The organism is Rohdeia mirabilis, assembly GCA_007750655.1.
In the GTDB taxonomy this organism is placed as follows: domain Bacteria; phylum Planctomycetota; class UBA1135; order UBA1135.
In genome coordinates this window covers 1,105,068-1,131,578 of record CP036290.1, presented here as the reverse complement: position 1 = coordinate 1,131,578, position 26,511 = coordinate 1,105,068, and the positions used below count along the sequence as shown (strand labels likewise).

General features: G+C 68.9%; 25 protein-coding genes and 1 pseudogene. 4 read left to right on the top strand and 22 right to left on the bottom strand.

Translation table 11 applies throughout. The annotated features are described in order from the left end of the window. Positions 1–11 precede the first annotated feature (11 nt). The 7 genes from Pla163_RS04205 to Pla163_RS04170 form a co-directional block, all read right to left on the bottom strand. Positions 12–404, bottom strand: coding sequence for a VOC family protein (locus Pla163_RS04205; protein WP_145184035.1), 393 nt, complete (start codon positions 402–404; stop codon positions 12–14). A 40-nt stretch (positions 405–444) separates the two neighbouring features. Then, a complete protein-coding gene (locus tag Pla163_RS04200) occupies positions 445–978 on the bottom strand; it encodes a hypothetical protein (protein ID WP_145184030.1) in 534 nt (177 codons plus the stop codon). A 174-nt stretch (positions 979–1,152) separates the two neighbouring features. Beyond that, a complete protein-coding gene (locus tag Pla163_RS04195; protein WP_145192348.1) occupies positions 1,153–1,509 on the bottom strand; it encodes a cupin domain-containing protein in 357 nt (118 codons plus the stop codon). Positions 1,510–1,846: 337 nt separating this feature from the next. Beyond that, complete coding sequence (locus Pla163_RS04190; protein ID WP_145184027.1) at positions 1,847–2,134, bottom strand: CPCC family cysteine-rich protein; 288 nt, start codon at positions 2,132–2,134, stop codon at positions 1,847–1,849. Between the two features lie 330 nt (positions 2,135–2,464). After that, complete coding sequence (locus Pla163_RS18695) at positions 2,465–3,307, bottom strand: GNAT family N-acetyltransferase (protein ID WP_419186310.1); 843 nt, start codon at positions 3,305–3,307, stop codon at positions 2,465–2,467. 542 nt (positions 3,308–3,849) lie between these two features. Further along, on the bottom strand, positions 3,850–4,443 hold the full coding sequence (locus Pla163_RS04175) for a GNAT family N-acetyltransferase (protein ID WP_145184024.1): 594 nt from the start codon (positions 4,441–4,443) through the stop codon (positions 3,850–3,852). 239 nt (positions 4,444–4,682) lie between these two features. Then, on the bottom strand, positions 4,683–5,192 hold the full coding sequence (locus Pla163_RS04170) for a TspO/MBR family protein (protein ID WP_145184020.1): 510 nt from the start codon (positions 5,190–5,192) through the stop codon (positions 4,683–4,685). Positions 5,193–5,515: 323 nt separating this feature from the next. Here Pla163_RS04170 and Pla163_RS04165 point away from each other — a divergent pair, with 323 nt between their 5' ends. Then, a complete protein-coding gene (locus Pla163_RS04165; RefSeq protein WP_145184017.1) occupies positions 5,516–5,866 on the top strand; it encodes an ArsR/SmtB family transcription factor in 351 nt (116 codons plus the stop codon). A 52-nt stretch (positions 5,867–5,918) separates the two neighbouring features. After that, the gene (gene arsM, locus Pla163_RS04160; protein ID WP_145184013.1) at positions 5,919–6,890 is read left to right on the top strand and encodes an arsenite methyltransferase; all 972 of its coding nucleotides are present in this window, start codon (positions 5,919–5,921) and stop codon (positions 6,888–6,890) included. 21 nt (positions 6,891–6,911) lie between these two features. On the opposite strand, the gene Pla163_RS04155 is transcribed toward arsM, so the two are convergent. The 11 genes and pseudogenes from Pla163_RS04155 to Pla163_RS04105 all read right to left on the bottom strand — a co-directional run bounded on the left by Pla163_RS04155 (position 6,912) and on the right by Pla163_RS04105 (position 19,002). Next, entirely contained in the window at positions 6,912–7,328 is a 417-nt protein-coding gene (locus tag Pla163_RS04155) for a hypothetical protein (RefSeq protein WP_145184010.1), read from the bottom strand. A gap of 352 nt (positions 7,329–7,680) precedes the next feature. Beyond that, entirely contained in the window at positions 7,681–8,325 is a 645-nt protein-coding gene (locus Pla163_RS04150; protein WP_145184007.1) for a Pr6Pr family membrane protein, read from the bottom strand. Positions 8,326–8,627: 302 nt separating this feature from the next. After that, positions 8,628–9,425: a VOC family protein gene (locus Pla163_RS18690; protein WP_419186309.1), complete on the bottom strand. Its 798-nt coding sequence runs from the start codon at positions 9,423–9,425 to the stop codon at positions 8,628–8,630. Between the two features lie 231 nt (positions 9,426–9,656). Further along, complete coding sequence (locus Pla163_RS04140) at positions 9,657–10,028, bottom strand: DUF2200 domain-containing protein (protein ID WP_145184002.1); 372 nt, start codon at positions 10,026–10,028, stop codon at positions 9,657–9,659. 57 nt (positions 10,029–10,085) lie between these two features. Further along, on the bottom strand, positions 10,086–12,059 hold the full coding sequence (locus Pla163_RS04135; protein WP_145183999.1) for a hypothetical protein: 1,974 nt from the start codon (positions 12,057–12,059) through the stop codon (positions 10,086–10,088). A 253-nt stretch (positions 12,060–12,312) separates the two neighbouring features. Next, positions 12,313–12,609: pseudogene (locus tag Pla163_RS04130) on the bottom strand (dihydrofolate reductase family protein); the annotation flags it as partial. A gap of 219 nt (positions 12,610–12,828) precedes the next feature. Beyond that, positions 12,829–13,176 (bottom strand): hypothetical protein, encoded by a 348-nt coding sequence (locus Pla163_RS04125; RefSeq protein ID WP_145183996.1) that lies wholly within the window; start codon positions 13,174–13,176, stop codon positions 12,829–12,831. 183 nt (positions 13,177–13,359) lie between these two features. Then, on the bottom strand, positions 13,360–13,959 hold the full coding sequence (locus tag Pla163_RS04120) for a hypothetical protein (RefSeq protein WP_145183993.1): 600 nt from the start codon (positions 13,957–13,959) through the stop codon (positions 13,360–13,362). 664 nt (positions 13,960–14,623) lie between these two features. Then, positions 14,624–15,454, bottom strand: coding sequence for an SMI1/KNR4 family protein (locus Pla163_RS04115; RefSeq protein WP_145183990.1), 831 nt, complete (start codon positions 15,452–15,454; stop codon positions 14,624–14,626). Positions 15,455–15,689: 235 nt separating this feature from the next. Further along, a complete protein-coding gene (locus tag Pla163_RS04110; RefSeq protein ID WP_145183987.1) occupies positions 15,690–16,700 on the bottom strand; it encodes an integron integrase in 1,011 nt (336 codons plus the stop codon). 1,117 nt (positions 16,701–17,817) lie between these two features. Continuing rightward, complete coding sequence (locus Pla163_RS04105; protein ID WP_145183983.1) at positions 17,818–19,002, bottom strand: 3-hydroxy-3-methylglutaryl-CoA reductase; 1,185 nt, start codon at positions 19,000–19,002, stop codon at positions 17,818–17,820. A gap of 56 nt (positions 19,003–19,058) precedes the next feature. Between Pla163_RS04105 and Pla163_RS04100 the strand changes: the two genes are divergently transcribed. Beyond that, on the top strand, positions 19,059–19,880 hold the full coding sequence (locus Pla163_RS04100; RefSeq protein ID WP_419186308.1) for an SPFH domain-containing protein: 822 nt from the start codon (positions 19,059–19,061) through the stop codon (positions 19,878–19,880). Then, entirely contained in the window at positions 19,877–20,860 is a 984-nt protein-coding gene (locus tag Pla163_RS04095; protein WP_145183977.1) for an SPFH domain-containing protein, read from the top strand. The genes Pla163_RS04100 and Pla163_RS04095 overlap by 4 nt, the downstream gene beginning before the upstream one ends. A 35-nt stretch (positions 20,861–20,895) precedes the next feature. Here Pla163_RS04095 and Pla163_RS04090 read toward each other — a convergent pair whose 3' ends face one another. The 4 genes from Pla163_RS04090 to hemH all read right to left on the bottom strand — a co-directional run bounded on the left by Pla163_RS04090 (position 20,896) and on the right by hemH (position 26,488). After that, entirely contained in the window at positions 20,896–22,326 is a 1,431-nt protein-coding gene (locus Pla163_RS04090; RefSeq protein WP_419186307.1) for a citrate transporter, read from the bottom strand. A 208-nt stretch (positions 22,327–22,534) separates the two neighbouring features. Next, positions 22,535–23,515, bottom strand: coding sequence for a glutaminyl-peptide cyclotransferase (locus tag Pla163_RS04085; RefSeq protein WP_145183973.1), 981 nt, complete (start codon positions 23,513–23,515; stop codon positions 22,535–22,537). 403 nt (positions 23,516–23,918) lie between these two features. Continuing rightward, complete coding sequence (locus tag Pla163_RS04080; RefSeq protein WP_419186306.1) at positions 23,919–25,463, bottom strand: class I adenylate-forming enzyme family protein; 1,545 nt, start codon at positions 25,461–25,463, stop codon at positions 23,919–23,921. Next, positions 25,460–26,488, bottom strand: coding sequence for a ferrochelatase (hemH, locus tag Pla163_RS04075; RefSeq protein ID WP_145183966.1), 1,029 nt, complete (start codon positions 26,486–26,488; stop codon positions 25,460–25,462). Before hemH ends, Pla163_RS04080 begins: the two co-directional genes overlap by 4 nt. Between the last annotated feature and the right edge of the window lie 23 nt (positions 26,489–26,511).

The following is a 26,511-nucleotide window of genomic DNA, read 5'->3' as shown; positions in this document are numbered from 1 at the left end:
GGGGTTGCTGATCAGTCCTCGCTCGGCGCCGCGACCTCGACCTTGATCCGGTCGGGATCCTCGCAGAACAGAGCGTAGTAGTTCGGGCCGCCGGCGAACGGGTGCCGGTCCTCGTACAGGACGGTGTGGCCTGCATTCCGCACCCATTCGGTGATCTCGTCCACGTGCGCACGCGACCGGCCGTGGAACGCCAGATGGTTGAGGCCGACGCGCTGCCGGTGATAGCCAGCGCCAACGTGCTCCTGCGGTGCGGGTAGGAAGCAGAAGTACGCCCCGTCCTCGCGCCGGTAGTTCATGCCGCCAGACCAACGATCCGGCTCGTAGCCGAGGAAGGCCATGAACGGCGTCCAGAACGCGATCGTGCGCTCGAGGTCGGTGACGTAGATCTCGACGTGGTGGATCATGGCTCGGGCAGCATACGGTGCGGCACCGCTAGTCTGCTCGTCACTCGGACGCTGGGCCAAAACTCAACAATTCCGTGCCGTCGGAGTCGTACAAGTCCGATCCACCGAACAGCATTCCGTTCCACTCGGACGAGAGTCGGAAGAGGAAGGTCGCGATGATGCCATCGTCGTCGAATCCCGGCTCGATGACACAGCCCGCAACGACGCGAGCTGCCCGAATCCGCGCGCGGATGTAGACCTTGTCGTCCTCGCCTCCGTGTGCATCCTGGACGAACGCTTCGAAGTCACGCAAGTGCTGTTCGATGTCGTGCGAGGGCATGAACGTCATACGGACAGTTCCCGGTTCCAGTGTGAACAAGACTCCGGTGGCGAACCCCCTCTCGTCGGACAGCCCCTCGTATTCAACCAGCTCGGAGAGGCGATCGAAGACGCGCGATCCGATGAGCGACGGATCGGCGAAGTAGATGCACGCATTGTCGCGCGGCGACTCGTCGGACGTCTCCGCGGCGTCGACCTCCGATTGTCGTGAACGGCTGAGTGCACTACCCAGGAGCCGTCGGAAGTAGCGGATCATGTGACGTGAGCTTGGAGCGTCGTGGCCAAGGCCTAGGCCTCCGTGGAGCATACGGTGCCGCACACCAGTGCTGTCACTAGCGGACACTTCGTACCAGGCACGAAGTGTTCGCCGACGACAGCACTGGTGTGCGGCACCGTACCCCGTACCCCAGGTGGAGCGCACGCCGAGCCACTAGGCGTTCGCGTCCCCAGGAGGGTGCCGAGCGAACCACTCGGCGATGGCGGGCATGTGCGGCTCGAATCCACCGGGGATCGAAACGTTCAGGATGCCGGCGCGCTCCGAACCGCGATTCTCGAAGTCGTGGGTGACGCCGCCGGGGACGAGCACGAACGAACCGCGCGCGGCATGGGTCCATTCCGAGCCGACGAGCACGCTCATGGTCCCTTCGAGCACGTAGAAGACATCGTCCTCTGGATGCGCATGGGGCCCCGGCCCTTTGGTGTTCGGCTCCAGCCACCACTCCGAGATCGAGTAGCCACTGCGGGTCTCGCTCCCATCGGCCTTGAAGACGGCGGAGATCCGCCCCATTCGATAGGAGCGCCCTTCTCCGGGACCGAGGATCACCGGCGTGCGGTTGGGGGAGTCGGGCACGTTGTCCATGGATGTCGCGGGTGTGGGGTCGGGTCGATGAGAAGACCCAGTGTCGATGGCCAACATACGATTCCGGACACTCGGCCTCGCGCACCGATGCTGCCAGCGGCTGGCCTTTCGTACCAGGCATGCTCCGTCCGTCGTGCGCGGCATCGATGTGCGGAGTCGATGTGCGTGCGGAGTCGATGTGCGGAGTCGATGTGCGGAGCCGCTGTGCGGAGTCGATGTGTGCGGCAGAGCACCGAACGGAACGAACGCCGACGGCCTGCCCCGCCTAGCGAGGCGGGAGCGGCTTCCAGGTGCTCGCTCGGCAGTCGTTCGCTCCGGGAGTCCGCGCGTGGCGGGTCGCCTCACGTTCACAAGCGCCGAACGCTGCGAAGTTGGATTGCGCCTGCCGCAGCGATGGACGGTTGGCACCACCCTCGTAATCGGGCTTGTCGAACTGGACGGGGTCGTCCTCCCAGAAGCAGATGCGACAGATCTCGTAGGTGTCGTGCGTCCCCTCGGAGCACATGAGGTAGCCACAACAGGGGCACGGGAAGTGACTGTTATCGGGCGGCATGGCGGCTTTCGAGGGTGGACGTTGCAAAGACCGTGCACGACGAGCGCTGTCTCGACGGAGCGTCGCCGCTTGCTGGACGGAGACGTTGCCGACGCCTTTCTCGAGAGTGTCGAGTCGCAGCTCGTAATCCGCGCCATCACCCAGGCTCGCGATCACCCCTTCGAGGGCCCGAGGACGCGGAGAACCGGCGGCGCAACGCATCGTACGTGTGGCCGAGCGCGACACTTGAGGCCGCGTTCGATTCGGCTTCTGGCCCGACAGCTCTTTTCGGGGGACGGTCGGCGTCCACGACGCCGCGTCGGTTGCGAGCAGTTGCCTTGGCACACAGCCCTATTCGTTGGCTGCGCGCTTGATCATCCATTTCCCGGGGATCTCGAGCGGCCCGAAGCCACCGTACTTCGCATACAGATCGTGCGCGTCGTTCGTGGCCAGCAGGAAGCTCTTGAGACCCTGCAGGGCCGGCTCGTCCAGCACCCGCTCGAGCAGTCGCTTGCCGATCCCCGCTCCCTTGTGGGCATCGACGACGAACACGTCGCAGAGCCAGGCGAAGGTCGCGCCATCCGTGACGACGCGAGCGAAGCCGACCTGCTCCTCTCCGGCGTAGACACCGAAGCACAAAGACCCTTCGATCGACCTTCGAACCACGTCGAGGCTCCGCCCGCGCGCCCAGTAGGATTCCTGGCTCAGATAGCGATGGACCAGCTCGAGGTCCACGCGCGCCTTGTCCGAGCTGAACGAGTAGCCGCCGACCGAGATCTCCATGGCGTCGCTCGCCATCTCGGGTTGCTGAGGCGGTTCCATCGCGAACGCGACAACGTGGCCATCGAGGTCGAGCACGTAGCCCGCGTCGTGCCCCCAGTCGCGGGGCCGGACGGGGCTGAGCTCGGTCGCCCCCTGTGCGAGCGCGCGCTCGTGGTACGCATGGGCATCGCCCACCAACAGGTAGAGCTCCGCCCGCGGAACGCCGCGCGCCGTGGAAGGGTCCGGGAGCCTCGCGCCCAGAAGTCGCTTGATACCGGCCTCCGGCATCAAACCCAAGATCGCACCTGTGGGCAGGCCGAACTGCGTCATGCCCGGAACGTCGAGGAGTGGATCCGCGGCGAGCACCTGAGAGTAGAAGCGCGTGCTCGCCTCCTGACTCGCGACGTACAGAATGAAATGGGCTTCTTCCATCGAGTGTGGGCCTCCGTGCGGTGTCACCCAGCGCCCTCCTGTTCGGTGCTTGGCGCTGCTACGTTGCGACGCGTACACCGGCGCCGCGTTCAGCGCGCGGGGGTGGAGCGATCACGGTAGACAACTCGACGAGATCGAAGGTGAGGCGCCTCGCCAACTCATCGGGAACGAGCCATCCCGCGACGCCTTCGTGCGGGCAACGGAGCGCTCCGCGACGGAGTCGAGCAACGGGGCCGAACGATGCGGCGTCGCGGACCTAGCCCAACGGTCGCGCCAAGAGGGTCCGTGGATACGGTGTTGGATACGGTGCCGCACACCGTGGATACGGTGCCGCACACCGAGCGGAGATTTCTCGACGGAAAGTACCGTACGAGAATCCGCTCGCCCCCCCTTCGCGCGCCGCCAAAGCGTCTTCCCGCACATCTGGTGCGGTACTTCCTGGTGAGAAATCGCCGCCAGGTGTGCGACACCGTACTGCGTTGCACGGCGGCCGAGCTCCTGCGACTCAGCCGTTCCCGCCGCGAACCGCCCGGACTCCGCCGTCAGCGCGAGCGCCTCATGAACCCCTCGAGGCGCGCGCGCACGTCCGGCCACTCGGCGCGCGTCAGGCTGTACATCGCCGTGTCGCGCACGCTCCCGTCGCGACGCAGGGCGAAGCCGCGAATCACACCGTCTTTCCTGGCACCCAGTCGCTCGATCGCCCGCTGGCTCGCGACGTTCAGACAGTCGGTGCGCCAACCGACGACGTTGCAGTTCAAGGTCTCGAACGCGTGCGTCAGCAGCAGCAACTTGCAAGCGGTATTGACGTGCGTGCGCTGCACTCGCTGTGCGTACCACGTGAAGCCGATTTCCACGCGCTTCGGGCCCGGCACGATGTCGTGGTAACTGGTACAGCCGATCACCGTGCCGCTGACTTCGTCGACGACGGCGAAGGGCATGCGATCGCCGAGTTCGCGACTCTTCAGGGCGGCCTCGATGTAGCTGCGCGTCTCGTCCGGGGCCGGAACCGACGTGACGCGCAGGTTCCACAGCTCTCCGTCCGCGGCCGCCGCACGAAGTCCGGCCTCGTGCTCGATGGCCAGCGGCACGAGCTGCACGCCGAATCCGGCCAGAGTGATGGGTTCGACGAACACGATGGGGAGTTACGGTGGAGGGACTCGAAGGCAGTCGATGGAGAGCGGCGGGCGCGAGTGTCTCGCGCCTCGTGCGCCCGGCCGCCCCGTGATCGGAGTGCCGGGCTTCGGCGCTGCGCCCACTCGCGAGCCGCTGGGTCCATGTACCAAGTGCTCGCTCGAACGCCGCACGTCCGACCGGAGGCGGGCCGTCGCGAGTTCCGGTTTCGGCGCGACACCGAGTGCGGCGCCGGTCGCGGAGACTACGAACCCAGCACCTGCGGATTGAGCTGCCAGACGGCGAGGTTCAGTGCCGCCGCGAAGCTCAGCCAGCACAGGTACGGGACGAGGAGCGCGCCGGCCAACGGGCGCACGCGCCAGAACGCGACGACCGTCGCGGTGACGACGAGCCACAGCAGCACGATGTCGGCGAACGCGAACGCGCCCAGGTGCCAGGCGAAGAAGAGCCAGCTCCACAGGCCGTTCAGGACGAGCTGCGCGAAGAAGAGCGCGAGCGGACCGCGTTGGGCACGCAGGCCGCCGTTGCGCCAGACGAGCCACGCCGACACCGCCATCATGGCGTACAGCAGCGTCCAGACCGGCCCGAACACCCAGGCCGGCGGTGCCCAGGTCGGTTGCGTGAGTTCGCCGTAGAAGGCTGCCGCGCGCACCGAGGCGACGGCGCCGACGGCGGACGCGGCGAAGCTCACGACGAGCCAGAGGACGAGGCCGAGGATCGGTCGTTGTGCGGGTGTGGGTGTGGGCGTCTCCATCGTTCGAGCACCATAGAGCGTCTCGCGGGAGCGGGAGGAGTTGGGAGCGTGTGAGCGTGGGAGCGAAGGTGCCGCGCACGTCGGTGCCCATCCACGCCGGACGTCCGCAGGAACGCTCGACGTTTTGGACCCGGCCCCTCCCCGCGCGATCCCTCCGGCTGGCCGACGGCGGCCCTCCCAGCGGACGGTCTTCGACAGGTCGTCGACGCCGACTCGCCTTCCTGCACCCCCTTCAACGCGCCTCTAGGGGCCTGGAGCCGCCATCTTTCGGCTTTTCTAGAACTACCGTATCAAGGCGCGGCCAAGAAGCCGATGCTGCGGCCATGGACACCGACCTCGTCGCCTCCCGCATGGCCGCCCTGGGCAACCGCACGCGCCTCGCCGCGTACCGGCACCTCGTCCGCGCGGGCGAGCCGGGCCTCTCGGTCGCCGCCGTGCAGGAGCGGCTCGAGATCCCCGCGTCGACGCTCTCCCACCACCTGCGCCGTCTGTGCGACGTGGGGCTCGTGCAGCAGGAGCGGCGCGGCACCACGCTCCTGTGCCGTGCGGACTACGACGTGATGGGCGCGACGTTCGAGTGGCTCGCCGACGAATGCTGCGTCGACGCCGCGCGAACAGGCGCGACCTCGACCTGCGGCACGTCGCGCACGAAGTCTCGAACGTCCGCACGTTGAGCGCGCGCGTCCGACTCCCACCTTTCGACCACACCCTCTACCCACGACGAACATGAACACCGACCACGACCTCAAGGACTCCGTTCGCCAGGGCTACGGCACCGTCGCCAAAGCCGGCCTCAGCTCCGAGCACGCCGGGATGCGGTCGATCGCCCAGGCGTTCGGCTACAGCGAGGAGGAACTCGCCAGCATCCCCGCGGCCTCGAACATGGGCCTGTCCTGTGGCAACCCCACCGCGTTGGCCAGCCTGCGCCCCGGCGAGACCGTGGTGGACCTGGGATCGGGCGGCGGGCTCGACGTGTTCCTGGCGGCCAAGCAGGTCGGCCCCACCGGCACGGCGATCGGCATCGACATGACGCCCGAGATGATCAGCCTCGCGCGCCGCAACGCCGAGTCGGGCGGCTACGACAACGTGCGCTTCCATCTGGCCGAGCTCGAGGCCATGCCCCTGCCCGACGCGAGCGTGGACTGCGTGATCTCCAACTGCGTCCTCAACCTGTGCCCGGACAAGGACGCGGTCCTGCGCGAGGTCGCGCGCATCCTGAAGCCCGGCGGGCGGCTGGCCGTGTCCGACATCGCGCTCAAGAAGCCGCTGCCGCCCCAGGTCGAGCGCGAGGTGGCCGCCTGGACCGGCTGCATCGCGGGCGCCATGACCATCGCCGACAACGAGTCCAAGCTGCACGCGGCGGGCTTCACGGACGTGCTCGTGCAGGACGCGGGCTCGGACCTCAACGCCTACCGCGACGGCGGGCACGCGGCCTGCTGTGGGCCGGAGTCGGACGCGTCGATGGCGCCGACCGAGAGCGCGGGCGGGTGTGGGAGCGCGGAGCCGACGCCCGCACCCGCCGCTACGAGCGAGTCGTCGAGCTGCTGCGGTCCGAGCGCCGAGCCGACGTCCGAGCCGCAGGCGGCCAATACGAGCGGCTCCGACTTCCACGCGACGATGGACGAGCTGCTCGACACCTTCGACGTGAACGAGTTCGCGGCCAGCGTGAAGATCTACGCGGTGAAGCCGGGCGGCTGATCCGGCGCGAGCGGCCGACGTTCACTCCGCTCCGCCCGCCCAGCCCTCCACTTCGGAGCGGAAACGCGCGGAGTCCCGTGTGAATGGGTGCAGTTCCTCGCACCAGATCCGCTCGTAGGTGCGGCGCCCACACCGGCGATCGAGCAGGAACAGGCCGCGCACGACCGGATCGGCCGTGGTGACGAGCGTCTCGACCGGCTCGAACACGCAGGCGTGGACGGCGCTCCCGAAGTCCAGCGTCTCCGGTCTCAGGTTGTAGTTGAGCGAGTAGAAGGAGGGCGTCATCAGGCGCACCACCTCCACCCCGTCGTAGGTGATCCAGCCCGCACCGATGTCGAAGAGCGCCTTGCTGTAGCTGGTCACGTGCACGGCGAGCGTCCCGCCGAAGCACGGCGCCGACAGCGCCTCGTAGCGTGACTTGATCTTGGACCACTGCATGTCGTGCGGCGCGCGGGGCTCTGGATCGCGCGGTAGAGCGACCGGCGAGCAACCCATTCTATCCGCTACCGCTGTGCGTCGCCGAAGTCGTACGGCCCGTTCGTCCGGATGTAGAGGACCGTGTCCTGTGCGTCGCTCGACGTGATCCGATGCACGCTCGCTCCGCTCGAGCCGAAGTAGCTGCCCGGATCGAGGACCGCGGAAGGGTCGCCGGCGTGCTGCGGCCGCCCCGCCCCGCCACGGACCACGGACCGTCGGCCGACGGCAGACGCATGTCCAAGTCCACGCCCGAACCGAAGTCGACTTTGGGTAGCGCCACACACGACACGCTCCGAGCCCCGATCCACGCCCCTCACACCAGTCGGAGTCGCAGTCTGCCGGCCGCCACCAAGAGCAGCCCGAGCACCAAGAACGCTGCCGACAGGCCGAGGACACTCACGAACAGGCCGCCCCATCCAAGGTGCGTGGGGTCGAGGAACGGATACGGATAGAAGCCCGAGGACTCGGCGCGCAGCAGCGCATAGGCGCAGTAGACGAGCGGCCAGACCGTGCAGCGCCAGGCCGTGGCCCAGCTCGCTCGGACGGGCGGGTCGAACAACGCCCACCACAGGAGCACGAGACCCGGCACGACGGTGTGCACGGTCTGATCGGCCACCAAGCTCAGACCCTGCGGCGACCACAAGTGCGCGAGCAGTACGTGGTAGATGAGCCCCACCGCGACGATGGCCACGAGGGTCGGTTCGAAGAGACTGCGCGGCAGACGCGTGCCCCGCGCGAGGGCGACCATGAGCAGCAGAACCAAGACGTTGCTCAGAATCGTGAAGAACTGAGAGAGGTGAGCGATGCCAGCCAGGTGCGAGCCGTGTTCGCTCGCCGCGAGATGGACCCGCAGAAGTAGCCCGGCGGCGGCGCACGACGCGACGATCGCGGCGGCAGCGCGGGCCTTGAGTGTCGCAGCGAGAACGTGCGTGGGCGCGTCGGTCGTGGGGTCGGTCATCGTTGACACTGGACACGGTGTCGATCGGGTACCGCGAGTCGTCCACGCAGTCGAACACCTGCCGGCCCAGTGCCACAAGAACCTACAGCACGTGGTCGGTGCGATAGCCGAGGCACTCATCGGGACTGGTCCTCACGCACGCGGCGTCTCACTTCGGTCGATCTCGATCCTTGGCACATACGGTCGGCCGAGTACACGGGTGGTGGACGACACTCTCGTCTCGCGCTGAGTGCAGATGTGAACCCCGAAGTGACCCTCACCCATCGCCGACTCTCGGCAGCGACTCCGGCACTGGCGGGCCTTCACGCAGGCACGAGCGCCAAGCACGCCCCCACCGGATCGCGGACGAACGCGCAGGCGATCTCGCCGTCCTTGCCCGACGTCGTCCTGATGACTTCGCCACCTCCCTCCGAAACGCGGCGCAGGCTCTCGCCGAGGTCGCCGACCGGCAGGTAGAGCATCCAGACGGGCGGCAGGCCCGCGTTCGGGCCGCGCGCGTGGCAGACGCCCGCGACCGCGTTCCCGTCACCGGCGACCATGGCGTAGTCGGCGTAGCTCCCAGCGGCATCCTCCATCGCGGCGTCCTCGACGGTCCAACCGAGGACCTCGCGGTAGAAGTCGCGGGTCGCCTGGGCGCCCGTGACCGTCAGGTCGAGCCACGCGATGTGACCGGCGCTGGCCGCTGCCTCGCTCGCCCCGCCCTCCTCGGCCGGTGGGAGCGCGTCGGCCGGGACGAGCGGGATGATCCCGAACGCCGCGCCGTTCGGATCGAGCAGCACGGCCCACTGGCTCGCGCCGTCGTCGTCCTTGCCGTGCATCAGCTCGCGCCCGCCCAGCTCGACCGCGCGCGCGGCGCTGGTGGCGACGTCTGTGACCTGGATGTGCGGCATCCACTGCAGCGGCAGGTCCGCGTACTCGGGGACGCGCGCGCCCAGACCGATGACCGGCATGCCGCGGTTGTTCATCAGGTCCTCGCGCCAGAGCGGCGCCTCGCCCGTGGTGAGCACGCGCGAGTAGAAGGCGACGACGCGCTCGTGCTCGGGGACGGCGATGTCGGCGCTCATGGTGCCGCCGACGCGGGAGACGAAGGGGGTGCTCATGGCAGCATCCTAATGAACGTCGGGTGGGCTCTTGCGGGAGGACGTTCGTGATGGAGCCCCGTCCTGCAGCGAGCCATCGCGGTAGGACGGCATCGCCCCCTGCGTCGCGCCTCGAGGTGGCCGCCTCGATCCGGTCGCGGCACCCGATCGATACCGAGCACCGAGCTCACTTCGCTCCGACACTCCTCGGACGCCGGACGCCACCGCGACTCGCTCCTGAAGACCTTCGCATCACTCGGCGACGCGCAGGATCTTCTCCATCTTCTTGCCCTTGGCCAACTCGTCGACCAGCTTGTCCAGGTACCGGACCTGACGGATCAATGGGTCCTCGAGCTCCTCCACCCGGTAGCCACAGATGACGCCCTTGATCAGGTGCGCGTTCGGGTTGAGCGTGCACTTCTCGAAGAAGGCGTCGAAGGTCACCTCGGAGTCGATCAAGGACTTCAACGCCTTCGCGTCGTAGCCCGTGAGCCACGTGATGACCTCGTTCAGCTCCTTCACGGTCCGCCCCTTCCTCTCGACCTTCGCGACGTAGAGCGGGTAGACCGACGCGAACGTCATCTTCGCGATGCGTTCGGCCGTTCCAGCGGGAGGTTTCTTCATGACAGTGCCGTCGCCGTTCGATTCGTGTGTCGGACCGTGGAAGGTGCCGTCTCGTCGTCACTCCACCGTCACGATCGCGCTGTTCGCTTCGCCACTGAAGAACAGGCTCACGTCGCAGGCCCACACGCGGTAGGTCCCCTTGGGCACGCCGTCCATCACGAGCAGGCCATCGGTGCCGGTGGTCAACACGCCCACGGCGTCGGCGCGGTCGCGCGGATCGCCGCCGCCGTCGTCCTCGGTCCCCGCGGCCACGTAGACCATGAGTCTGCGCGGATCACCGCCGGCGATGGCGTGCGCGGACGCTTCGAGGCGGCCGCGCTCGGGCACGACGACGGTCGTGACGCCTTCCGCTGCGCACGGCGTCGCGGTGCCGGGCAGATCCTCGTCGGGAGCAACTCGCAGGGTGAAGGTGCCCTCTTCGACCGCAGCGCGCAGGACTTTCGCACGACCCTTCTCGTCGGCCCAACCGCGCACGGCCTGGGGTGCTTGGAAGGAGTCCTCCCAGCGCGCGGAGAAGCTGACGTACGGCGCCGGCTTCCCGTCCGCGGTGACGAAGCGCACGTCGATCAGGTCGCCGCCCACGACCGCGGTCAGCTTCTCGTCCGCCTCGCTCAGGTCGAACGGCCCGCCCGCGAAGCCCGGTCCGGTGCGGCGCACGACCGCCGAGTCCGGGGAGATGTCGGCCAGCGCGCGCACGCGTCCGCGACCGTCGACCGGCGCGAACTGGTACATGGCGAGGTACGCGGCGTCCTCGTTCACGAGCACCGACTGGTTCTCGATCACGAACGGTCCGTCGCCGAGCGCGTCGAAGTCGAAGCGCGCGCGTCCGTCACCGTAGGCCGGCTCGCCGACGACCGGCCCGTACAGCGAGCCGTCCATGTGCACGACGCCGCTCGCGATCGAACCGCCGGCTGCCACGGCCCAGGCCTGGTGCCGTCCTTCCGGCGCGTCGAGATCCGCGTCGGAACCGACGAGTCGGGTGGCTTCGCTCGTGTCGCCCGCCGCGAAGCCCCAGGCGAATCCAGCGGGCGCTGGCGGAATGCGCAGGATCTGGGCTTCGCCGCCGAGACCGACCTCGAATCCGTCCGCGGGCACGCCGGGGACCGAGAAGGTGAAGGCGTCGTCGCGCTCACCCGCCCGCCCGATGCGAAAGCTCGCGTCGAGGAACCGATCCACGTCGCCCTCGGAGTCGAGCGGCTCCAGCACGGTCATCAGGCCCTCGGCGTCGGTCGTGCCGCCGAACAGTTCGCGGAAGCGCGGGTCCGCGAAGAGCGAAGTGCCCGACGGCGTCCAGCTCGCGCCGACCACCGGCTCGTCGTCCTCGTACCACCACACGGGTCGCGGATCGAGCGGCAGGTGCTGCACCTCGAACACGTGGCCCGCATCGGACGTGACCTGGAACTCGAGCATGCCCGGCGAGCCCGCGAACATCCCCGTGACGATCGGGATCTGGGCCTCGAGTCCGAAGCTGCCGGGGACCCACACCTTCAAGGCGTCGCTGCCGCGCGGTACGGAGAGGCGCGCGACGCCGTCGGTGGTCAGCGCGCCGAAATCGGTCGGGCTGGCGCCGAGCAGGTACGCGAAGCGCTCGGGATAGACGCCGAGGCGATCGAGGGCGACGGCGAACGTCTGCACCGCTTCGCCCTCGGCGTTCGAGAGGCGCACCTCGACCGGCACGCGCGGCACGACGCTGAGCAGTCCGTGTTCGGTCTTCCCGTCCAGCCACCAGGTCTCCGACGCCGCGTGCCAGCCGCCGTCCGCCGCGGCGCTCGCGTGCAGGACGGTGCCGTCGAGTTTGGACAGGTCCGCGAGCCCGTCGGCACCGACCGCCCGGCGCACGGTGGTCAACGCCCCCTTCTCGTCGCGCACGACGAGGTCGAGCTCGAGCCCGCGCACCGGACGCCCGAGCGTGTCGACCGCGCGGAGCACGAGAGTCTGTTCGGCGAGCGGAGTGGAGGGCGTCGCGGCGTCACTTGTGGTGACGGGCGCGGCTGCAAGTGCGAGCGGGAGGGCAAGGGCGAGAGCGAGCATGGCCGAAGGGGGATGCGAGTGGTCGGTCGGCACCTCGGCCGAGTGCCGCGGTGGGGTGAGCAGGATAGCGTTCGCCGCGAAGTCGCACCTCGGTCGCACAGGGCGGGGCGGGGGGTGCCGCAACGGGCGGGGTGGACCAGCGGGGCTCCGACACGTCGCATGGCGATCGGACGCGGTCGCTCCCGACGCGCGTCGGTCCGGCGACCTCGATCGGTGTGTGGACCCGCAGCGTCGCGCCGCGAACTCCGCCCGATCAAACCGACCGGCGACGAAGATGGAGCGCCTGCGCGCCCGACTCGAACCGTTGCGTCGTGACGAGCTCGAGTTGCCGCGCGCTGGAAAGCCCACTGAACAACGTCGGTCCGCGGCCGCTGATGACGGGATGAACGACGATGCGGTACTCGTCGATGAGTCCCAACTCCTCGAGTGCGATCGAGAGCTTGGGCGCTCCGACGAGAATCCCGCGCTCGGTCCCGGTCTTCAGCGCTTCGACCGCTTCGCGAAGGTCGCCCTCCACCACGATCGTGTTCGGCCACGGGAAGTCGCTGCGCGGAGGGGCTCGGTGAGATCGTCGTCGATCAAGGTCTCCGCGAAGATGAACGCGTGGTCCTCCTCCGTGAAGGTGAAGGCAACGCGCTCCCCGGGTGCGATGGTCTTCTTGGACGCCATGAGTTCGGTGGGCCCTCCTCGGTGGGCCGTGACGTGGCGGGACGGGTACGGCCCCAGCGCGGAGCCACGAGCCGGTCCTCGCCACCACTTCGAGCCCGTCCTAAGAAGTGAACGCTCGGCGCGCTCGCCGGAGAGCTCGAAGGATCCGCTCCGCCTTGGGGCGCGCCGTCAGGCCTGCGGGAAGCCTCTCGAACCAACGCTGGTACCAGTGCTCGAAGGTGTCGTTCGGCAGGCGGCTGCTGGGGTGCACCGAGACTCCGAAGTACCGAACGGCTTCGTCGAGCTGCTCGATGCTCTGGAACTGGAACGTGAACCCACACTCACGCACGAAGTAGACCGGGCGATGTCCAGCGGGCCCATCCACCCGAGCTCCCCCATCGGGGCAGATGTCGGCCATGAAGTCCTTGTGCCTCGTGGGGTCGAGAAGCTCGGTCCAGAACTCAGCCATGTGTTGCGCGCTCCGATGATGTGCCGATCAGTCATGGACGCGGTCGTGACGAGCCGGCGACCGAAGCGGAGGGTGCGGAAGCAACTGGGCCAACGCCTTCGGACGCGGCCCTCCACTGCATCGGCGTGTTGGGCGGTGAGATGATCCCGAGAGTATCTCATCGGCGAATGGACCACGCATTGGCTAGGTCCTAGGCAAGCCGGAGACTGCTTCGAGGCGCGCAACGTCGGCGGGCGGCAGCTTGTGCCGGTTGGACCAAATGTCCTGCAGAAGCATCAGGACATCAGGCCTTCCAGAGATGTACCGCCCCAAGAACTCGATCCCGTCCCCCACGGCGCCGCTGCAAAGCTCCCCCCGCCTGATCTTACCTGTGTTCTTCCGGAAGTACGCCACGACCGCATCGATGGCGCGATGATCCGCCACAGCAGCAATGGCCCACATGGCATACCCCTTCTCAGAGTACTTGGGATCTAGAAGAAGGTCTCCGTACAGCTTGCTCTCGGAGGCGCCTGCTATCAGGGCAATGGTGAGCACCGAACAGGCCTTCACGTCCTGCTTCGGGAAGTACAGCAATTCCTTGAGCGCGGGCACGCTAGCCGCAGTGCCGCAATCCCGAAGCGCGAGAACGGTCCAATACACCTCCATCTTCGTGCGTGGAGCTTCAAGGATCGACAGAAAGAAGGCCTCTGACCACTCGAAGTCCTTTCGGCGGATGCACTTCGTGATCGTAGCCTTGGTGTCGTCGTCGAGCTTGAAGCTCTCTAGTAGGGTAGGTCCGTCCAACGCCTAGTCGATCAGTGGTGGCCGCGGGAGCGAGCGAAGCGAGCGGACGCGGCCATCCACTGCATCGGCGTGTTATCCGGCATCTTCAATGTACGTCGCCACAGCCTCGCTGAGCTCGGACTCGCTGTTCTCGACCAAGAGGCGCCCCAAGCGACGATCACCCGCCGCCAGCGCCAATGCCCCGAGGATTGGCAGGGTCGGTGACTGCGTCGCGAGGAGATCGCGGCACCCAGTCTCGACCAGGTCCTTCCAAGCCTGTTCGTATGAGTCTCGGAGCCACTCGGCGAGCACTGGGTTCTCCGCACTGTCGCGAGCCAACTCGATCACAGACACGAGTTGGTAGGTGTTCCAATCCGGGAGTCCTCGCGATCGGTGAATGCGCACTAGATGCGGAACCGCAGCGAACGACGAAAGCCCAACGTCACCCTGGTGATGCAACTCCTCCCAGAGTTCGGCCCAAGCCGCGTCTGCATCAGACCTCGACTCGAGCAACTTGAGCGCGGGCCGCGGATCGTAGGTCGACCTGTAGCCGCCCTGGAGTTCGCCCCACCGGGGGTCGTCGTACGCAAGCATGCCCGGATAACGCCTTGTCGATCAGTCGTGGCCGTGGGAGCGAGCGATGCGAGCAGAAGCGGCCATCCACTGCATCGGCGAGTTGGACAGCCTACACTTCCGCGTGGACGCGCCACGCATTTTCCAAGGCGGCGATGCCCTTTGAGTAGCACTCCATGACAGCCATAGAAAGGTCGCCGTAGTTGTCTCGGTTGATCTTAAACGTACGACCGTCTGTGAGGACCAAGCACAAATCCTGGCCCTCGAATCCGTGTGAGAGCACACCCCAATTCGCTGGTAGGAAGATCTTACTCATGGTCCATCCTGTCTCTCCCGGTTCCAGGCGTTGCTCAAGCGTGAGGCAGTGAACCTCCCGACGCGGATCCGGTCCGTCCTCGATCGTAACCTCAATCCTCTCAGGAAGCCACTTGAAGGAGATGCCTTCCGCAGCAGTCTCGTCGAGCATGTCTTCGAATTGCGAGGCAGGAACGAGCCCCTTCAGGAAGTCGCGAAACGTAGGGGCGACCTCGATGTCTTCGCCAGTCTCGACGTCCAGCCAGGCCACCGCGGGGACCGTGGACCCTCGGTAGTCGAGCGTGATCCACCAGTGCCCGTCTCCCGCAAGGAGCACCTGATTCGGCGGGAGCTCCCACTCTTCCGCCATCGACTGAGAGAGCAGGATGTTGTGCACTCCACCGTGATCCGGATCCACCACGACTCCAGCCATCTCGTCGAAAGGGACGTGATCGTCCGCCCATGATGTCTGTGTCGACATCGGATATGCGAAACGGGCGGTGTATCCGCCGTTCTGGACGCGCAGCAGGTCGACGTACTCGGGCGGGAGCGTCACCCCAAGCCGCTCCTCGGCCAATGCGAGAGCAGCCTCGGTGAGAGGCGGATTCTTGTAGTAATTCGCGCCCCAGAAATCAGCAGGAGTGATCATCGCACGACCTGTCCAACGCGATTTAGGCAGACCTGTGGAGGGCTGCGAACAGGTGGCGGGTCCGGCTAGCGCGAGCGCGGCGGCGCGGGCAAGGGGAGCCGGGGGCGAGTCTTCCGTTGGTGGGCATGGGGCGCTGGTGGATGGGCGGGTCCGGATAGCGTGGAGGCGGAGTGTAGCGCGGCGCGGCGCCTCCTGGGGTGGCCGCTCGATGGCCGCCCTCCCCCTGCCTGCCGTGCTAGGGATCGTCCAACGGACTCCGAACCCTCAGGGGCCCGCGATTCAGGACGTGGGTGTAGACCATCGTGGTCTGGATGCTCGCGTGGCCGAGCAGCTCCTGGATCGTGCGGATGTCGGTGCCGCGCTCGAGCAGGTGCGTCGCGAAGGAGTGGCGGAAGGTGTGGGTGGTCACGCGCTTGGTGATGCCGGCGCGCTCGGCCGCGCGGCGGACCGCCTTCTGCAGCACGGTCTCGTGCAGGTGGTGGCGACGGAGCTGGCCGGTCGAGCGCTCGCGGTAGGTGCGGGTGGTTGGGAACACCCACTGCCACCGCAGCTCGCGACCGGACTGAGGGGATTTCTGGGCGAAGGCGCGGGGGAGCTCGACCCACCCGGCCCCCGCTCCCTCGTCGTGGATGCGTCGGTCGCTCGCGTGCAGTTCGCGGACGCGCGCGAGCTGCTCCTCGAGCGGCGCGACGAGCACGCCCGGCAGCACGGCGCGACGGTCCCTATCGCCCTTCGCCTCGCGGATCAGGAGCGTCCGGGCGGCTAGGTCCACGTCCTTTACCCGCAGGCGCGCGCACTCGAGTAGCCGCAGCCCTGCGCCGTACAGGAGCCGCGCCATGAGCTGCGTCGCGCCGTCCATCGCAGCGAGCACGGCGCGCACCTCGTCGGGCGAGAGCACCGTGGGCAAGCGCTTGGGCCGGCGGGCGCGCACGAGGCCGTCGAGCCAGGGCAGGTCGATCTCGAGCACGCCGCGATAGAGGAACAACAGCGCCGCGAGGGCCTGGTTCTGGGTGGAGGCCGCCACCTTGCCGCGCAGCGCCAGGTGCGAGAGGAACGCCGTCACCTCGTCGGCGGCGAGCGTGCGCGGATGCCGCCAACGATGGAACGCGAGGAAGCGACGGATCCAGCCCCGGTAGGCCTTCACCGTGCGCGGGCTGTAGTGCTCGAGCGCCGCTCGCCGGTCGAAGGCGCGGCGCAGTTCCGGGCCCCAGTCGGTGCGCGGCGCGTCGGAGTCGTGGAGTGCCATGGCACACGAAGGACGGCTCCGTGCTGGCGCCGGTAACAGCAGCGCTCAGGGAAGTTCGCGAGGCAACGGAATGTGGCGCCGCTCGCCGATCAGTCGATCGAACGGCAACAAATGCCGCGGGGTGGGCTTCGGCGGCGCCGCTGTGGGCCGGACTCGTGCGGCACTTACTGCCGGTCGATCGGCGGCTCTGTGTGCGGCACCGTTCGCCTCGGTCGTTGAGAATCACGGCTCGCCCTCGTCGCAGCCCTCGAGATCCTGGAGAGCAGAACGAAGCACACGCAGGACTCGCGCCCGACGATTCGCACGCATCAATCGAGGTGGCAGCCGAGACTGCCACGGTTGGAATTCCCAGTGATCGCCTCCCGAGGCATCCATGCGAGTCGACCCAAGGGGCGACGTGAAGTAGTCCACCGCAGCCTCGGCCTGCCGGCGCGTGAGAAACTCGAACCGGAAGTCGTCGACCTCGACGACAAGGACGAACCTGTCTGCGCTCGTGCGCGAGTCGACCTCTGGCATGTGATTCCGGTGTCGATCGGGGTCGAACGACTCACGCCAGTAGCGGCTCACCTGCCGCTCCATGCGAGGCAAGCGTCGAAGACCTCGACGACTGCACGACCGAGGTCCTCGGAGTCTCGAATCGACGCACTCGCGCAAACCTCGATCCTCGATCCACGTCGTGGATGTGCGCACACGCGGGCGACGCGATCGTTCTCGGCTTCGGCTCGGAGACAGACCGCTAGGTACTCGCTCCCGAAGCGCCGGACCGAAGGGACGCGGCTGACCTGGTAGGAGGGCCAGTCCCGCGCGTTGCGACCGGGAGGATCGCTGTTCACACCTTCCAACGTCCTCGACATCGCAGCGGCAACGAGGGAGCCCAATTGTTCTGGCTCGAGAGGCCATGAACGGACCTCAGGGATGCCTACCTCGCAGAGGGGATACTTCAGTCCTGGCGATGACATCGTTGCGACGACGCACTCAGCTCCGTTCCGTGCGATGTGAACCACGGCAGCCGGCAGGAGCTGAAGGCCAGACTGTGGAACCTCACTCGGCACGGGCCTGGCATCGGTGGTTCGACGCACCACGCCGAGTCGCCGGAAGAAGCGACCGATCGAATCCGTCACTTCGATCCCCCCGGCCGATTCCTTCCCAACCGCTCGTGCGCGGACACGAAGTCCCCGGCGACGAAGCTCGCCATCAAGCTCAGGTCGCCGCACAGGACCATCGCTCCGGCCACCTCGGCCAGGCGCTCGACCTTGCCCGCGCCGCTCGCGCCCAGGATCGCGAGGCACTCCGCGGCCGTGCCCTTTCCGCTCCCGCCGCCCACGGTCCCGAGCAACAGACTCGGCAACGACACGGCCGCATACAGCTCCCCCGCGTCCGTCACCTCGAGCTCCAACCACCCGGTCGCCGACTCCGTCACATAGGCCGGATCCTGGCCGCAGGCGATCATCAGCGCCACCAACCCATTGGCCGCCTGCACGGTCCAGTTCTGTGTGCCGAGGCCCGTGTACCCGACCGCATAACTGCGCGCGATCTTCGCCAACGCGCTCGGCTCGCAGCGCAATCTCTCGCGCACCAACGCCGCCGGCAGCGTGACCTCGGCCACGACGCTGCGCCCGCGGCCCTCGACCAGCGCCCGCTGGTTCGCGCGCTTCTCCACGTCCTGGCCGTGCACGTAGCACTCGAGCGCCCCGGTCCGCTCGGCCAAGCAGCGCGCGATCCGGTCCGTCGCGCGCGCGGCCATGTTGATGCCGATCGCGTCGCCGGTCCGAAACACCAGGCGCACGATCAGCCGCCGCCCCACCACCTCGCCCACCGCCGACACGAGCCGCCCGTGGCGTGTGTCCTCGCTCGCGATCGCCGCCAGCTCGTCGAAGCTCGCCGCCACCACGTCCCGCGCCGCGACCGCCGCCTCGAACCCCTCGAAGACGAGCATCGGGTGCTGGCTCAGCCCGTCCTTCACGACCCGCGCGCGCACGCCGCCCGCCGCGCGCGCCACCGCCATCCCGCGGCTGTAGCTCGCCACCATCGCCCCCTCGGTCGTGGCCAGCGGCACGTAGACCTCGTAGGTCCCCTGCGCTCCGACCACGCGCAGCGGCCCGGCCAGACCCACCGGGACCTGGGCGTAGCCGATCAGGTTCTCGACGTTCCCCGCCGCCGTTCGCGGGTCCACCGGCGCCCCGGCCAGGTGCGGCAGCGCTCCGCCCGCCGCCCGCTCGGCCAATGCCCGACGGCGCGCGATCGCCTCGCTTCCGAAGTCATCGGCGGGATCGCGCGGGACCTTCTCGAGGGGCTCGTCCATGGCGACCAGGCTACCCGCTTGGCATCCCGACCCCGAAGCCGTCACACTCGCGCCCCATGTTCCTCGAGCTCCTCTCCGGCGTCACCGGCATCTTCGTCGTGGTCTACGACGGCCAGCACGCCCTCAAGTTCACGCTCGGCCGCGCCAAGGGCGTCGTCGGCCCCGGCATCCACTTCAAGTGGCCCATCATCCAGCGCTTCCGGGTCGAAGAGACCAAGCACACGACGATGGACCTCGAGCCCCAGGTCATCCAGCTGTCGGACGACCTGGTCTACGAGGTGGACGCCAAACTCATCTACCAGATCACCAACCTGCGCAAGTCGCTGATCGAGGTGGACGAACTGGTCACCGGCATGCAGAACCGCGTGGTCGTCACGATCCAGCGCGTGATCTCGGCCCACACCCGCGCGACGATCACGGACACCGAAGCGCTGATCGGGCAGATCCTCGGCGACGACGACCTCGTGCGGATGCAGGAGCAGTGGGGCGTGCGCATCCTGCAGCTCGGCTTCTCGAACATCTCGCCCTCCCCCGCCACGCTCGAGATCACCCAGCTCGACCTCCTGGCGCGCGAACGCAATCAGCTCTACCGCGAGCTCATCGCGGGCGGCACCGGTCCCGACGTGGCCGTGGCGCTGGTGACGGGCGCGGTCGTGACGACCCACCCGACCGAGAACCCCGACGGCATGCGCGCCGAGCGCCGCGCACTCGCCGCCGCCAAGGAGACGACCGAGACCGAGTACGAGGCCTGGGAGGCCGAGCAGGCGCGCAAGCTCGCCGCGCGCCGCAAGGCCGACACGGACCCGATCGGTGACGACCAGAACCTCGACGCCGACGAGGACGACGACGAGAAGAAGAAGGACGACGAGGCCAAGTGAGAGCGGTGCGTCGCACGGGTCGCGGCACGCGGCAGGACGGCGACGCCGTGAAGGGTGACGGCCCGACCGGCGACAGCGAGACCGACGCCCTGCTGCGGCGCGTCAGCAGCTGGCTCGCGAGCGCCGGCGCGTGGATCTGGGCCGAGACCCTGCACTTCGCGCGCGAGAACCCGTTCGTAACGGCCGCCGCGGTCGCCGGTCTCGTGCGCGCCTGTGGGACGACGGTGGACTCGGGACAGACGGGCCTGTTGTTCTCGTTCGGACGCGTGAAGAAGCGCCTCGACCCGGGCTTCCACCTGATGATCCCGTTCCTCCAACGGGCGCGGATCGTGCCGACGCGTTCGCGCACGCTGGAGCTCGAGAACCAACGCATCGTCACCGAGGAAGGCCTGGTCTACGTGGTGCGCGCGAACCTCGTGTGGCGCATCGAGGACATCGAGAAGGCGCTGATCGAGGTGGACGACGTGGTCGAAGGCATGCGGCAGCTGCTGGCGATCTCGGTCCAGGAAGTGCTGCGCGGCGTCGCGCGCGACCAACTTCGGAACGTACGGGCACTGGACGGCGAGCTCGAAGCCTGCATGAGCGCGCCGCTCGAGGTCTGGGGCGTTGCGGTGGAACGCGCCGGCTTCCAGTCCATCTCGCCGTCGCGGCGCTCGATCCGCGTGACGCAACTGCGCGAGCGCGTGACGGCGCGCCACCAGGCCTACGAAGCGCTGCTCGACGCGGGCCTCGAACCGGCGGCCTGCATCGGACTGGTCGGCACGCGCCACATGCCGCGCCGCCGTGCCCTGCGCGCCAGCCGTCGCGATCGCATGGCCCGTCGCACACGCGCCGTCACGACTCTGCGCCGCCGCGTGTGGAACGAGCTCGAAGCCGCCCACACGCCCGAGGCCGTCAAGGAGAAGAAGAAGGCCGAGAAGGAGGCCCAGCGCAAGGCGTGGCTCAGCGGCGAGTCGGTGTCGCCCAGCGCTTCGGACTGAGCGGCGCGCTGGCGCCTGCGACGCTCGCGCGACCGCTACTCGCCGACGCGATGGCCGGCACGGACGGGCGACTCGACCTCACCGTCGGCCGGCGCCTCGAGCACCTCCTCGACGGCGGCGCCGTGCTCGTCACCGTGCCCCACCGCCCCGCCGTGCAGCGGGTCCGGCACCCACCCGTGCAGCAGGTACAGGGTCAGGAAACCGAGGCCGTAGCCGACCGGGATGTGCCAGCCGTGCTTGACCCAGTTGACGGTCGATCGACCGGCGGGGAAGCGCGTGCACAGGGCCACGCCGGCCGAAGAACCGAACCACAACATCGAGCCGCCGACCCCGACCGCGAAGGCCATCAGCGACCAGTCGTAGCCGCCCTGGTTGAGCGCCAGCGACGTGAGCGGGATGTTGTCGAAGACGGCCGAGATCGCGCCGATGACGAACGCCGACATCGCGGTCGGCTCGGGCAGGTTCTCGAGCGGCATCATCGACGCCGTGAAGACCAGGCAGAGCAGGAACAGCGACGTCTTCATCAGGCCGGGCACGATCGACCAGGTCGGACGCGCCAGCGGGGCCGTCAGCAGCAGCGCCGCCCAGATGGCGACCGCGAGCAGCGGCACCAGGTGCTCGTAGGGCTCGAGCGGACCCTTGCGCAGCACGTTCGCGGTCACGGCCGCGGCCAGGATCGCGGCCACGCACACGAGCCGCATCGGGAACACCGGCTCCTCGACGCGCACCTTCGTGTCGAGCGGCGAATAGCGCGACTGCACGATCGACGCCGGAATGCCGCACACCACCAGCGTGACGGCGGCACCGATGTAGGCCGGGATCATGTGTGTCGGCGGAATCCCGTCGAGCCACATCATCGTGGTCGTGGTGTCGCCCAGCACGCTGCCCGCTCCGCCCGCGTTCGAGCACACGACGATGCCCGCCAGGTACGACAGGTGCACGCGGCGTTTGAAGACCGTGGACGCCACGCCGCCGCCGATCATGGCGGCCGCGATGTTGTCGAGGAAGCCCGACAGCACGAACACGGCGACCAGCAGCATGAACGCACCCGGCGCGCCCTTCGGCAGCAGCTTCGGGATGCGCTCGGGGATGCCGGAGCGTTCGAAGTGGTCGGCGAGCAGGCCGAACCCGACCAACAACCCCAGGAGATCGCCCAGGATGATCCACTCGTGGTGCACCTGGGCGCCGAGCGAGAAGCCCTCGACCGAGAGCAGCTTGAACGCCCCCACCGCAACCATGCCGCAGGCCGCGATCGGCAGCGCCAGACGGTGCGAGAGCGTGATGCCGACGAGCGTCGCGACGAACAGCACGTACTCGAAGGGAACGCCCACGGGCGCGTTGCCGAAGTGCGCCGCGATCGCCGCGATCAGGCAGCCGATACCGGTGCCGATGCCCCAGACACCCAGGAGGTACAGAGCCGGCGAAGCGGCGCTGCGGAATCGGATTCGGCGGGCACGTTGCAGCATGGCGGCGTTTCGAGGCGGGGAGACTACCTCGCCGCGACCGACGGCCGTTAGCGCGAGGCCCGCTTCGTTTCGCACTGGCGCGAAGTCGCGAACGGCGCGGCCTGGTCCCTTCGAGCCCGAACTCGGCCGTTCGCGGGCTCTGGGTCCGCGCGCCTGAAGCAGGTGTCCCGTCCCGCTCCGGTCCGCCTCGGCTCCGGCCGCTCGCCCGCTACTCGCCCGGCTCGGTCGCGTCCGCTGCGGGCGGGTGGCCCAGGGGGGCCGGCTCGCCGTCCGCGGTCAGGAGCTCGATCTCGAACAGCTTCGGCCAGTCCTTGCCCGTCACGAACAGGCGCCGGGCCCGGGCGTCCCAGGCGATGCCGTTGAGCACGTTCGCGGGGTTGGAACTGGGCTCGGGCGCGAGGTCGATGATCCCTTCGAGGTCGATCCAGGCCATGACCCGGCCGGTCTCGACGTCGATCTTCGCGATGCGGTCGGTCATCCAGACGTTCGCGTAGAGGCACCCGTCGATCCACTCGAGCTCGTTCAGGTTCGCCACGGCGGCGCCGCGATCGCGCACGGACACGGCACTGGTCGGCTTCTGGGTCTCGGGGTCCAAGAAGATCAGGCGCGAGGTCCCGTCCGACTTGATGATCCGCGTGCCGTCGTAGGCCAGGCCCCAGCCCTCGCCGTACACGTCGAAGGTGCCGCGCTGGTCGAAGTCGTCGAGCCCCCAGCGGTAGCCGACGCCGTTCTTCCACGTCAGCTGCAAGAGCGTGTCCCCCACCAGCACGAGGCCCTCGCAGAAGACCCCGGGCACGTCGACCTTCTGCAGCACGTCGCCGGTGACCAGATCGACGCGCCGGAGGGAGGACTCGCCCACCTGGCCGGTGCTCTCGTACAGGAAGCCGTCGTGGAAGAGCAGCCCCTGGGTGAACGCGTTCGCGTCGTGCGGGAAGCTGTTGACGACGCGGTAGGTGTAGACCGGCGTGGCGTCCTTCGCGGCCGTGACCCGAGGCGGCGTGCCCCCAGCGGGCGTCCCGCCACCGTTCGGGGTACCGTTCGGCGCCGCGGGCGAGCTGCCGCCGGGACCCGGGGCGGGCGCGGGATCGGAGCCGCAACTGGCGCAGCTCGCGCACACCGCGACCGCGAGCCCGAACAGGCCGAGACGCAGCCACGAGGGCCGGATCGGAGCGACGAGGTGGTGGATCATGGCGTTCGTGGACGGCTTCGGTCGCGCGCCGCGCCCGGCAGCGAGCCCGGCTGCGAGCCTGGCGACGGGTGGCGCGCGCTGGAGCCCCAACTCGCGCTCGAGGCGGCGCGCGGACGAGTGTAGCGGCTGCCCGGAGCGATCCGTCGCGGCGCGATCCGACCCGGCGCGGCGGGCCCGATCGGAGGCGGTCGGCGTGCGTCCTTCGCCCTCGTGGTGCGAATCGCTCTCTCGGGGCACGGTCTCCCCTGGTGTCGGCAGCGTCCCGTACGGGCGCGCTCTTGCGTCAGGCCTCCTTCGAGACCCGAGAGCCCGGTCCCCATGGAAGAGGGGGCGAGTCGTCGGCGCGCCTTGCATCGCATCTCGAACGGAACGCCGAAGTGCCTCGACAGAGCGAATCACACCACTAGCTCGGGAGCGCGCCGCCGTCGCGCCCCTCGCGCAACAGACGCTTCGCGATCTTGCCCGAGCCCGTGCGCGGGAGCCCGTCCAGGATGCGGAAGCGACGCGGGCACTTGTAGGCCGCCAGGCGCGCGCGGCAGTGGCGCTCGAGGGCTTCGGCGTCCGAGCCCTCGCCGTCCCGCAGAACGACCGCCGCGCAGACGATCTCGCCCCAGACGGGATCGGGCTCGCCGTAGACCGCGGCCTCGATCACGGCGTGGTGCTCGAACAACGCGTTCTCCACCTCGGTCGTGTACACGTTCTCGCCGCCGGTCACGACCATGTCCTTCGCGCGGTCGACGATCTCGACGAAGCCGCGCGGTTCGATGCGCGCGAGGTCGCCGGTGTACAGCCAACCGCCGCGCAGCACCTGCTCGGTCAGATCGGGCCGCCGCCAGTAGCCGCGCGTGACGGTCGCGCCGCGCACGCGGATCTCGCCGACGGTCGCGTCGTCGCGGGGAACCTGGTTCCCGTCCGCGTCGACGACCTCGAGCTCGATGCCGAGGAACGGGCGGCCGGTGCGCGCGCGGTAGCGGAAGCGTTCGTCCTCGGGCAGCGCGCGTTCGATCGGCCCGAGGCGGCTGAGCGTCAGGTACGGACTGGTCTCCGTCATGCCGTAGGTCTGCACGTACTCGCAGCGGAACGCGGCTTCGACGCGGCGCACGGTCTCGGGGGCGATCGACGCGCCGCCCGACAGGACCAACCGGAAGGCCGACAGGTCTCGCGCGCCGATCGACTCGTCGGCGACCATCAGCGCCAACATCGTGGGCACGAGGTTCGTGACGGTGACGCGGCGCCGTTCGAACAGCTCGAGCGCGGCGCGCGGCTCGAAGCGCGGCAGCGCGGTGTGCACGCCGCCCGCGAACGTGATCGCGATCGTGGCCCACGCGTCGGCCAGGTGGAACATCGGCGCCACGTGACCCCACACGTCGCGATCGGTGAGTTCGAGCTCGCAGATGGCGCAGAGCGCGTGCTGGCAGACGTTGCGGTGGCTCAGCTCGACGCCCTTCGGTTCGCCGGTCGTGCCGCTCGTGCAGTACAGGTGCGCGAGGTCGTTCTCGTCGGATCGGTGCGGGGCGCCGGCCTCGACGGTCGCGCGTTCGTTGGCGTCGAGCACGCAGATGGAGTCCGCTGCGTCGCCGTGGTCCGCGAGCGCCGCGCGCACCAACTCGTCGAACGCGCCCTGGCGCACCACCGCGCGCGGCTCGCACAGCGCGAACAGGCCGGCCACTTCGCGCGGGGCAAGGCGCCAGTTGAGTGGCACGAGCACCGCGCCGCACCAGGCGACGGCGAACGTCCACTCGAGGAAGTCGAGCCCGTTCTCGGCCGCGAGCACCACCCGTTCGCCGGGCCGTACGCCGCGCTCGATCAGGGCCTGGGCCGCGCGGCGCGCACCGCTCGCGAGCTCGGCGTAGGTGCGCGTTCCCTCCGGACCGACGTAGCCGCGCGCGTCGCCGCAGCGCGCTTCGGAGCGCAGCAGGGCGTCGGCGATCGTCGGGCCGCCGCTCACGCGCGGTGATCCGTCGGCAGGGCATCCACCACGATGCGCGCGAGCCCGTCGGCCCACGTCGCGTGCGCGTTGATGCAAGGCACGAGCGCGAAGTCCTCGCCGCCCGCCTCGCGGAACGCGTGCGCGCCCTCGATGCCGATCTCCTCGACCGTCTCGAGGCAGTCCGCCACGAACGACGGACACAGCACGGCCAAGCGCTTCACGCCGCGACCGGCCAACTCCTCGATCACCTCGTCGGTGAAGGGCGGGATCCACGGATCGCGGCCGAGGCGCGACTGGAACGAGGTCTCGGTGCGCTCGGGATCGAGGCCCATGCGTTCGATCAAGGCGCGCGTCGTGGCGAAACAGTGCGCGCGGTAGCAGCTCGCGTTGGCGGGCACGATCGCGTCGCAGCACGAACGGTCCGCCAGGCAGTGCGCGCCCGTCGGATCGCTCTTCCTGACGTGCCGCTCGGGCAGGCCGTGGTAGCTGAACAGCACGAAGTCGGCGTCGAAGCCCGCCAGGTGTTCACGCGCGACCGTCGCCACCGAGTCGATGAAGGCCGGGTGGTCGTAGAAGGGCGGCACGACGACGAGCGACGGCGTGTTCCAGGCCGATCCGGCGACGCGGTAGACCTCTTCCAGAGCGGTGCCGGTCGAACTCGACGCGTACTGCGGATAGAGCGGCACCGTCACGATCGGATCGCAGCCCTCGAGCGCAGCCAACGCCCGCTCGATCGACGGCTCGCCGTAGCGCATGCCGAGCTCGACCTGCAGGCCGTCCAGACGTTCGCGCAACGCCGCGGCGAGAGCCTGCGAGTGCACGAGCAGCGGCGATCCCTCGTCGGTCCAGATCGACGCGTAGGCCTGGGCCGAGCGCTTGGAGCGCACGGTCGGGATCAGGAAGCCGCCGAGGAACGCCCTCAGCGGCGCGGCCACGTCGAGCACGCGCGGGTCGGACAGGAACTGACGCAGGTACGGCTTCACCGCCGCGCGGGTCGGCGCCTGTGGCGTGCCGAGATTCAGAAGGAGAACGCCGGGTCGCATGGGAGTCTTTCGCGGGCGGCGGG

Excerpts from the sequence above, each read along its gene's own strand:
- Pla163_RS04115 (WP_145183990.1), bottom strand. The coding sequence starts at position 15,454 with ATGATCACTCCTGCTGATTTCTGGGGCGCGAATTACTACAAGAATCCG.
- Pla163_RS04200 (WP_145184030.1), bottom strand. The coding sequence starts at position 978 with ATGATCCGCTACTTCCGACGGCTCCTGGGTAGTGCACTCAGCCGTTCA.
- Pla163_RS04195 (WP_145192348.1), bottom strand. The coding sequence starts at position 1,509 with ATGGGGCGGATCTCCGCCGTCTTCAAGGCCGATGGGAGCGAGACCCGC.
- arsM (WP_145184013.1), top strand. The coding sequence starts at position 5,919 with ATGAACACCGACCACGACCTCAAGGACTCCGTTCGCCAGGGCTACGGC.
- Pla163_RS04205 (WP_145184035.1), bottom strand. The coding sequence starts at position 404 with ATGATCCACCACGTCGAGATCTACGTCACCGACCTCGAGCGCACGATC.
- Pla163_RS18690 (WP_419186309.1), bottom strand. The coding sequence starts at position 9,425 with ATGAGCACCCCCTTCGTCTCCCGCGTCGGCGGCACCATGAGCGCCGAC.
- Pla163_RS04110 (WP_145183987.1), bottom strand. The coding sequence starts at position 16,700 with ATGGCACTCCACGACTCCGACGCGCCGCGCACCGACTGGGGCCCGGAA.
- Pla163_RS04135 (WP_145183999.1), bottom strand. The coding sequence starts at position 12,059 with ATGCTCGCTCTCGCCCTTGCCCTCCCGCTCGCACTTGCAGCCGCGCCC.
- Pla163_RS04125 (WP_145183996.1), bottom strand. The coding sequence starts at position 13,176 with ATGGCTGAGTTCTGGACCGAGCTTCTCGACCCCACGAGGCACAAGGAC.
- Pla163_RS04150 (WP_145184007.1), bottom strand. The coding sequence starts at position 8,325 with ATGACCGACCCCACGACCGACGCGCCCACGCACGTTCTCGCTGCGACA.
- Pla163_RS04105 (WP_145183983.1), bottom strand. The coding sequence starts at position 19,002 with ATGGACGAGCCCCTCGAGAAGGTCCCGCGCGATCCCGCCGATGACTTC.
- Pla163_RS04165 (WP_145184017.1), top strand. The coding sequence starts at position 5,516 with ATGGACACCGACCTCGTCGCCTCCCGCATGGCCGCCCTGGGCAACCGC.
- Pla163_RS04100 (WP_419186308.1), top strand. The coding sequence starts at position 19,059 with ATGTTCCTCGAGCTCCTCTCCGGCGTCACCGGCATCTTCGTCGTGGTC.
- Pla163_RS04190 (WP_145184027.1), bottom strand. The coding sequence starts at position 2,134 with ATGCCGCCCGATAACAGTCACTTCCCGTGCCCCTGTTGTGGCTACCTC.
- Pla163_RS04170 (WP_145184020.1), bottom strand. The coding sequence starts at position 5,192 with ATGGAGACGCCCACACCCACACCCGCACAACGACCGATCCTCGGCCTC.
- Pla163_RS04140 (WP_145184002.1), bottom strand. The coding sequence starts at position 10,028 with ATGAAGAAACCTCCCGCTGGAACGGCCGAACGCATCGCGAAGATGACG.
- hemH (WP_145183966.1), bottom strand. The coding sequence starts at position 26,488 with ATGCGACCCGGCGTTCTCCTTCTGAATCTCGGCACGCCACAGGCGCCG.
- Pla163_RS04090 (WP_419186307.1), bottom strand. The coding sequence starts at position 22,326 with ATGCTGCAACGTGCCCGCCGAATCCGATTCCGCAGCGCCGCTTCGCCG.
- Pla163_RS18695 (WP_419186310.1), bottom strand. The coding sequence starts at position 3,307 with ATGGAAGAAGCCCATTTCATTCTGTACGTCGCGAGTCAGGAGGCGAGC.
- Pla163_RS04155 (WP_145184010.1), bottom strand. The coding sequence starts at position 7,328 with ATGCAGTGGTCCAAGATCAAGTCACGCTACGAGGCGCTGTCGGCGCCG.
- Pla163_RS04085 (WP_145183973.1), bottom strand. The coding sequence starts at position 23,515 with ATGATCCACCACCTCGTCGCTCCGATCCGGCCCTCGTGGCTGCGTCTC.